A 7,516-nucleotide genomic window follows, 5' to 3' on the forward strand; every position below is an offset into this window, starting at 1 on the left:
GCAAAGGCCCCCGTCTCCCTGGAATATCCAGGAAGACGGGGGCCTTCGTCATGGGCCGTGGATCCCGCGCCGTCGCGCGGGACCGCCTACGCCTGGCGGGCCTGCTGGCGCTTGGGCAGCGGCGCGGGCCGGACCCTGCGGTAACCCTCGCGCAGCGGCGGACGGTCCGTGGGCAGTTCCTGGATCATTTCCTTCAACGCCCCGATTCCGTACTCCAGTTGCGGGTCGGTGCCGGCGGCGTACGCGTGTGGCGGGAAGGTCACCTCGATGTCCGGGGTGACGCCGAAGTTCTCCACGCCCCAGCCAACGCCGCCGGCGAACCAGGTGGCGTAGCGCGGCTGGGTGACGCCGGTGCCGTCGGCCAGGGCGAAGCGGTTGTCGATTCCCACGACGCCGCCCCAGGTACGCGTGCCGATGACGGGCCCAATCCCCCGCAGCTTGGAGACCTGCGTGATGATGTCGCCATCGGAACCGGCGAACTCATCGGTGAGGATGATGACCGGTCCACGGGGAGCGTGGTGCGGGTACGTCCGCGGCTTCTCCCCGCGCGGCATGCTCCAGCCAGTGACCTTGCGTCCGATGAGCTCGGCCACGAGCTGGGAGGTGTGGCCGCCGCGGTTGCGCCGGACGTCGACGATCAGTCCGTCCAGCGCCGTCTCGGTATCGAGGTCGCGGTGCAGCTGGGCCCAGCCGTTGGCCATCATGTCCGGGATGTGCAGGTAGCCGAACGTCCCGTTGGAGGCTTCCCGGACGGTCCGGCGGTTGCCGGTGACCCATTCCTGGTAGCGCAGGCGCTCCTCGTCCTTGACCGGGACCACCGCCACCCGGCGCTGGGCTCCGGCGGCAGCGCCGTGCCCGGCGCCGTTGCGCAGGGTCAGTTCCACTGCCCGGCCGGCCGCCCCGACGAGTTCAACTGCCGGGGTCCGGGATTCGGTGAGTTCGACGCCGTCGATCGCCAGAAGGACGTCGCCGGGCTTGGCGTCGGCGCCGGGCCGGGTCAGCGGCGAGGTGGCCAGCGGGTCTGAGGACTCTCCGGCGAGGATGCGGGTGATTTCCCAGCCTTCGCCGGTGAACTCCAGATCGGCGCCAAGGCGCCCCTGGGGGCTGCTGCCGTTCTCGGCTACGGCCATCGGGCGGACGTAGGCGTGGGAGGTGCCCAGCTCGCCGTGCAGCTCCCACAGCAGGTCCACCAGGTCATCGTGGGAGCCGAGGCGTTCCACCACCGGACGGTAGCGTGCGTGGACGGACTCCCAGTCCTGGCCGGCCATGTCCTCGGTCCAGAAGAAGTCACGCTGCAGCCGCCATGCCTCGTCGAAGGCCTGGCCCCACACACTCAGCGGGTCCAGTTGCACCCGGATGCGGCCAAGGTCCACCTTGACGAGCTGGCCGGAGTCCTCGTCGGCCTTGGCGCCGGCGGGCGCGACCCGGATCTGCTTGTCCTGGATGAACACGATTTTCTCTCCGTCGCCGGAGATCCGGTAGCTGTCCAGGGCCTCCACGATCGTGGATGTGCGGCGCTTGGCCATGTCGTACCGGACCAGGCTCGGCGCGGCGCCCTTGTCCTCGAGGCTGGCCCGGCCTTCTCCGGTGGTGCCGGAGAGTTCGCTGTCGAGCCACAGCAGGGCCCCGGCGGCGGCGGTAAGGGACGAGTAGTTGCCCTGCGGCACCGGGACCCCGATGACGCGGTGCGCCAGGCCGTCGGCGTCGACCCGTACGGAAGGCACGGGCTTGGCGTCGGACGGCACCCCGGATGCGGATCCTTCCCCCGCGGCGGGGGTTACCGCGGCGTCCCGTTCGCCATCCTCAAGGGCGACGCTCGGGCCGAAGGGTGACGGCGTGTCCGCGGCAAGGGCGACCAGGTAGGGCTTGATCGGGCTCGGGAAGGACAGGTCGAAGGAGTGGCCGTCGTAGACCGGGTCGAAACTGCGGTTGGAGAGGAAGGCGAGGTATTTGCCGTCCGGGGTGAAAGAGGGTGATTCGTCGCGGAACCGGCCGTCGGTGACATCAATGATCGCCGCCCCCGTTCCGCCGTCGATCCTGGTGATCCGCAGACGGCTGCGGGAGCCGAAGGACGTGACCGGCTCGGACCAGCCGAGCCAGGCGGAGTCCGGGGACCAGCTGAATCCTTCGATGCTGCCTTCGCCGATGCTGCTCAGCAGGGACATCGTGCCCGTGCTTGTGTCGGCAAGGTAAATGTCACCGAAGGACGTCCCGACGGCGAGCCAGCGCCCGTCGGGGCTGGCTTCGATGGCGCTGGCCCGGCTGGGCTTGGGGAAATCGATCCGCGTCAGCTCACCGGCTGCAGGCGCCTGCACGGCGGTGCCCGCACCGGCAAGGGCCTGGTGGCCGGCGCCGGGCGCGTCACTTCCACCACCGGCCGGCACTGCGGCCGTGACGGGGCTGGACACGGGTCTGGTTGCCGCGGCGGCGGTTGATCCTGACCCCGTCGACCCTGAACCGGTCAACGCGGCTGCGGACACCGGCCTCGGCAAGGCCACTCCGGCGTCTTCGGACTGCCGTGTGGACTGCGGGCTCGACGGCGCTGCGGGCTGTGGCGCCTTCGAGGCTGCCACAGGAGCGCCGGCCAGCGGCGCCGCAATGGCCTTCAGGTAGAGGGCCTCGACGCCGTCGTGGTCGGCCACATAGGCGATCCGGCCCTCGCCGAACGGGCGGGGCAGACGTGCCCGGACGCCCGGTGTGGCTTCAAGGACGCGGGACGGGCCGTCCTTGTGCCGCAGCCAGTGGACGGTTCCGTGCGATTCGACGGCGCTGGAGGTGCCCCTGTGGTCCGGAACGACGTCGCCGAGGTGCCGTGAGGGCTTCAGCGGGGCGGAGCGCCGTGCTTGCGAGGCGGACCCCAGCGCGATGTCGAGTTTGACGGCCTCGGCGTCAAGGCTGGCCAGCAGCCAGAGCTCGCCGGCCGATTCGAAGACGATGCGTTCCCCGTCGGTTGCGGCGTGACGGACGTAGAAGTCTTCGTGGTCCGTGTGGCGCCGCAGGTCGCTGCCGTTGGGCAGGACGGAGTAGAGGTTTCCGTAGCCCTCGTGATCGGACAGGAACGCGATGCGTCCCTTGACCCACAGTGGGTCCGTCAGGTTTCCGCCCAGCCCGGCGGCGAGCCTCTCGAATTCGCCGTTTCCGTCGGCGTCGATCCACAGCTTGCCGGCGGCGCCGCCCCGGTAGCGCTTCCACCAGGCCGGCTCGCGGGACAGGACGCTCGCGAGCACCACGGGGCGTTCGTCGCCGACGACGGGACCGAAGGCAACCGATTCGACCGGGCCGAAGGGCAGCTCCTGCGCCCAGCCGCCGGTCACGGGGAGGCTGTAGGCGTAGGTGTGACGGCTGTCTGACTGGCGGAACGCGCTCGTGACCAGGACGTCGCCGTCGGGCGTGAAGCCCTTGACCCGGGTGGAGCTGTGGCCGAAGTAGCTCAGCTGGCGGTAGCCGCCGCCATCGACGTCGGCCGTGACGACCTCCGGGGCCGTTCCCTGGACGACAGTCCAGACCAGGCGCTTTCCGTCTGGGGTGAAACGGGGGTTGCGGGCCGGCAGCTGCAGGGAGGACACGCGCCAGGCACGGCCCCCGCCCACGGGTGCAATCCAGACGTCGTCCTCGGCCACGAAGGTGACCAAATCGCCGTGGACATGCGGGAAACGGAAGTAGCTCGAGGGGGTCATCGTTCGATCATAGCGACAACGGCCCGCACGGCCCGGGAGGTTTCGCGGCCGTGCCGGGCATGGTGAGATGGATCATGCGAATCCTCATTGCCGGGGCCTCCGGGCTGATCGGAACTGCCCTTTCCAGAGCACTGCGCAGCGAAGGGCATGACGTCGTTGCCCTGGTCCGGCGCGCCCCGGCATCGCCGGCCGAGTTCCAGTGGGACCCGGCCGCCGGCCGGATCGACGAGACAGCGCTGAAGGGCGCGGACGCCGTGGTCAACCTCTCTGGCGCCGGAATTGGCGACCGGCCCTGGACCCGGGCCCGTGTCAACGAACTCCGCAGCTCCCGGCTCGGGGCGACGGGGACCCTGACGGCGGCGATGGCCCGGCAGGACACGCCGCCTGCGGTGTTCCTGAGCCAGTCCGCCTCCGGCTATTACGGCAACGCCGGCGCCGCCGTACTTCGTGAAAACGCGCCGGCCGGCAGCGGCACCCTGGCCGGGATCTGCGTCGACTGGGAGGCCGCGGCGCACCGGGCGCCGGCCGGGGTCCGCGTAGTTACCCCCCGCACCGGTGTGGTGCTGAGCCGGTCCGGCGGGGCGCTGGGCCGGTTGCTGCCGCTGCTGCGCCTGGGCGTTGGCGGCCCGCTGGGCAACGGCCGGCAGTACTGGCCGTGGATCACCTTGCCGGATGTGGTCCACGCCTTTTCTTTCCTTCTTGCCGCGCCCCTGTCCGGGCCGGTCAACGTCTGTGCCCCCGAAACCGCGGACGTGAACTCACTGATCGCGCAACTGGCCGGTGCGCTCCACCGTCCGGCAGTGCTGCGGGTGCCGGCACCGGTGCTGCGGCTGGTGATGGGACAGCTCGCCGAGGAATTGTTGCTCGCCAGCCAGCGGGTGGAGCCGGCAGCCCTGGCCGACAACGGCTTCGCCTGGCAGCACCCGTCGCTCGGCGAGGCCGCGGCGTGGGTGGCCGGACGCGATTAACCCAAGTCCGGCTCCGCGGCGAGGACCTGCGCGATCCGCCACCGTCCGTCAATGCTCGCCAGGACAAGCCGCAGCCTGATTTCCTCCCCGGCAGGGGCTTCAGCCACGACCTGACCGGCGGCATCGCGTTCCTGGTACGGCGAGGAGACGACGCTGATCTCCACCACGGTGCGGTCCGGCCCGCCGTCGGCAAGAGTCTGCACGCGTGCCAGCGTGGTCTCGAAGCCGGCCAGGACGTGTCCGGCCGCCGTCAGCCGGGCCCCGATCCTGGCGTCTGCGTCCGCCGCCGCCGACGCCGGGACGTTCACCTGCTCCAGCAGGCGCACATTTCCGGTGCTGAAGGCCAGTGCGCGCAGTGCGGCGAGTCCCCTGACCGCTTCACCGGGGTCCGCGGACTCCAGCCTGTCCCGAAGTTCCCGCGGGATGCCCGCCACGCCCGGCACTGACGCCGGCGACGTCTCTGTTGCCGCCGCGGGAGGCGGTGCGGCGAACAGTTCCGCGATCCCCGGACGCCACGATGCCGCGCCAAGCCCGGCCAGCAATGCCACCGCCAATGCGACGCCGGCCCACCGATTCCGCCGACGCCGACGGCGCCCTGCCTCGAAAGTGCCGGGACGAATGACGGGTTGGGTCCCGCTCCGGGTCGATTGCCGGAAGCCCTTCCCGGCGCGCTGCGCTGTACCGTCCCGGACGTCGGACCAATCGCTGGGCTCGGCTATAGACCCGGCGTTGGACCCGGTGACGCCTCCGTTCCCGGTGTCTCGCACCCGGTGGGAGCCCGGGCCGGAACCGGCGGCGGCGTGGCGTGCGGCGCCCCCGGCTGCCGCGTGCCTCGCAGTCGCGACAGTGGATGTCCTGGCATGTGCCCCCGGCGGCGCCGCGAGGGGTACCTGGGGTGCAGCGACGGGTACCGGCGTGGCTGCACGTTCCGGCAGGGGCGCGCGGCTCACCGGGGTCTTGCGCAGCCACCCGAGGAGCCACTGGGCACGCCGTTCCCGGGCGCTGCGGGCCAAGACGCGGCGGGTCAGCAATTGCGGTGCCACGCTCGCGTGGGCAGTGACGGAAAGGTCCACCGGCTCCGCCGCAGTGCTGCGATAGACCGCCGCGGCGAATTCGGCCGCCGAGGGCCTTCTGCGCCGGTCCTCGTCGAGTCCGGCTTCCAGTGCGGCAGCCAGCGCCGGGGGCACATCGGGCACCAGGAACGGCAGTGGAGGACGTCCTGCGCCCGCGTCCGGTGGCCGGCCGGTCAGGCAATACCAGCCAAGCGCCGCCAGTGAATAGATGTCACGCTCCGGCTGGAGGCCCGCCCTGACGGCGTCCACGGGCGCCGGATCGGAAAATCCCTCAGTCCCGGCGATCCGGCCTGATCCTGTATCCACCACCATGCGCGCGACACCCAGGTCCGCCAGCAGCGGTTTCCCATGCGCCGTGAACAACACGTTGCCCGGCGAGAGGTCCCCGTGCGTGAAGCCATGCGAATGCAGGTACTCCAAGGCCTGGGCCATGGGCGTCAGGACCGTCACCGTCTCGCCGGCACCGAGCCGACCGCGTCCCGCGACCAGGTCCGCGACGGATCCTCCGGGCGCGTAGTCCAGCACCAGACCCAGGGCTTCCCTTCCCTCCGGCCCGGACCGCGCATCGTGGAGCCGCAGCACCGCGTGGGCACGGAGCAGGTGGTCGTGATCCAGGGCCGAGAGGATCCGGACCTCCCGTCGCATGCCTTCCTCGGCTTCCTGGTACGCGCTTCCACCGTCCACTTCGCCAGTCCCGCGGCCTGCCGTTCCGCCGGCCTTGATCCCGGCGCCGAAGCACTTGAGGGCGTAATCGCGCCCTGTCGACCGTTCAGTTACCAGCCACACGGCGGCTGTGCCCCCGCGCCCCAGCAGGCGCCCGACGTCGTAACCGGGAACCTCAGGGGCGGCGCCGCCAGGGTCGGGGATCTCTTCCATACCCAAGGAATAGCCGATCCAGCGGAATCGCGCAGAAGTTATCCACAGGCATGAGAGCTTAAGCACACAAACGGGCTGAGGATGCGGCTGGGTCTAAGCTTGATGCCATGACTCTTGAGTTCAAACAGCTGGGTCTCGCCCCGGACTTCATTGATTACACGCGCGGATGGGACATCCAGCGCGAATTGCATGAGAAAGTCCTCGCGGGCACCGCGCCCAGCACCGTACTGCTGCTCGAACACGCCGCGGTCTATACCGCCGGCAAGCGCACCGAAGACCACGAACGGCCCTTCGACGGAACTCCCGTTGTTGCGGTGGACCGTGGCGGCAAGCTCACGTGGCACGGCCCGGGCCAGCTCATCGGCTACCCGATCATCAAGCTGAAGAACAAGGCCGGCATCCGCGACTACGTGGAGCGCCTGGAAGCCGTGATCATTGCTGTCCTGGCGGACTACGGCATCGACGCCGTACGGATCAAGGGCCGCGCAGGCGTCTGGATCGAGCAGGACGCGAAGGGCCCGGACCGCAAGATCGCGGCCATCGGCATCCGCGTCCACGAGGGCGTCACCATGCACGGCTTCGCGATCAACTGCAACAATGATCTGGCCCCCTACGGCCAGATCATTGCCTGCGGCATCAGCGACGCCGGAGTCACCACCATCGCCCAGGAACTTGGCAGGGACGTCACGCCGGCGGACCTCGTTTCGCGGATCACCGAAGAACTGCGCAACAATGAACAAGCCCTAGTTGCAACCCCAGAAGGAGCTCTACTGTGACACTGGCACCAGAAGGCCGGAAGATGCTGCGCATTGAGCAGCGAAACGCGGCCACACCGGTGGAACGCAAGCCGGAATGGATCAAGGCCAAGGTCCAGATGGGCCCCGAGTTCGTCCAGCTCAAGAACCTCGTCAAAAAGGAAGGC

The 7,516-nt window shown here is 70.0% G+C and carries 4 protein-coding genes and 1 pseudogene; 3 read left to right on the plus strand and 2 right to left on the minus strand.

Features of this window, described 5'->3' with window-relative positions:
* Nucleotides 1–86: 86 nt before the first annotated feature.
* Nucleotides 87–3,677, minus strand: a complete 3,591-nt coding sequence (locus tag AB4089_RS14035; protein WP_441409889.1) for a S41 family peptidase — start codon at nucleotides 3,675–3,677, stop codon at nucleotides 87–89.
* 74 nt (nucleotides 3,678–3,751) lie between these two features.
* Here AB4089_RS14035 and AB4089_RS14040 point away from each other — a divergent pair, with 74 nt between their 5' ends.
* Nucleotides 3,752–4,645 (plus strand): TIGR01777 family oxidoreductase, encoded by an 894-nt coding sequence (locus tag AB4089_RS14040; RefSeq protein WP_441409890.1) that lies wholly within the window; start codon nucleotides 3,752–3,754, stop codon nucleotides 4,643–4,645.
* On the opposite strand, the gene AB4089_RS14045 is transcribed toward AB4089_RS14040, so the two are convergent.
* Nucleotides 4,642–6,594 carry a serine/threonine-protein kinase gene (locus AB4089_RS14045; protein ID WP_441409891.1) on the minus strand — a complete coding sequence of 651 codons (1,953 nt, stop codon included), beginning with the start codon at nucleotides 6,592–6,594 and terminating at the stop codon, nucleotides 4,642–4,644. The two genes, AB4089_RS14040 and AB4089_RS14045, sit on opposite strands and share 4 nt — an antisense overlap.
* Before the next feature lie 107 nt (nucleotides 6,595–6,701).
* Here AB4089_RS14045 and lipB point away from each other — a divergent pair, with 107 nt between their 5' ends.
* Together lipB and AB4089_RS14055 are read left to right on the plus strand one after the other, a co-directional pair.
* Nucleotides 6,702–7,370: a lipoyl(octanoyl) transferase LipB gene (gene lipB, locus AB4089_RS14050; RefSeq protein ID WP_441409892.1), complete on the plus strand. Its 669-nt coding sequence runs from the start codon at nucleotides 6,702–6,704 to the stop codon at nucleotides 7,368–7,370.
* Nucleotides 7,367–7,516 (plus strand): annotated as a pseudogene (locus tag AB4089_RS14055) (lipoyl synthase); the annotation flags it as partial. The gene lipB and the pseudogene AB4089_RS14055, both read left to right, overlap by 4 nt.

This window comes from Arthrobacter sp. 2MCAF15 (assembly GCF_052115605.1).
Taxonomy (GTDB): domain Bacteria; phylum Actinomycetota; class Actinomycetes; order Actinomycetales; family Micrococcaceae; genus Arthrobacter.

What these genes read in the sequence shown, in the direction of transcription:
- AB4089_RS14035 (WP_441409889.1), bottom strand. Translation starts at nt 3,677, where the DNA reads ATGACCCCCTCGAGCTACTTCCGTTTCCCGCATGTCCACGGCGATTTG.
- AB4089_RS14040 (WP_441409890.1), top strand. Translation starts at nt 3,752, where the DNA reads ATGCGAATCCTCATTGCCGGGGCCTCCGGGCTGATCGGAACTGCCCTT.
- AB4089_RS14045 (WP_441409891.1), bottom strand. Translation starts at nt 6,594, where the DNA reads ATGGAAGAGATCCCCGACCCTGGCGGCGCCGCCCCTGAGGTTCCCGGT.
- lipB (WP_441409892.1), top strand. Translation starts at nt 6,702, where the DNA reads ATGACTCTTGAGTTCAAACAGCTGGGTCTCGCCCCGGACTTCATTGAT.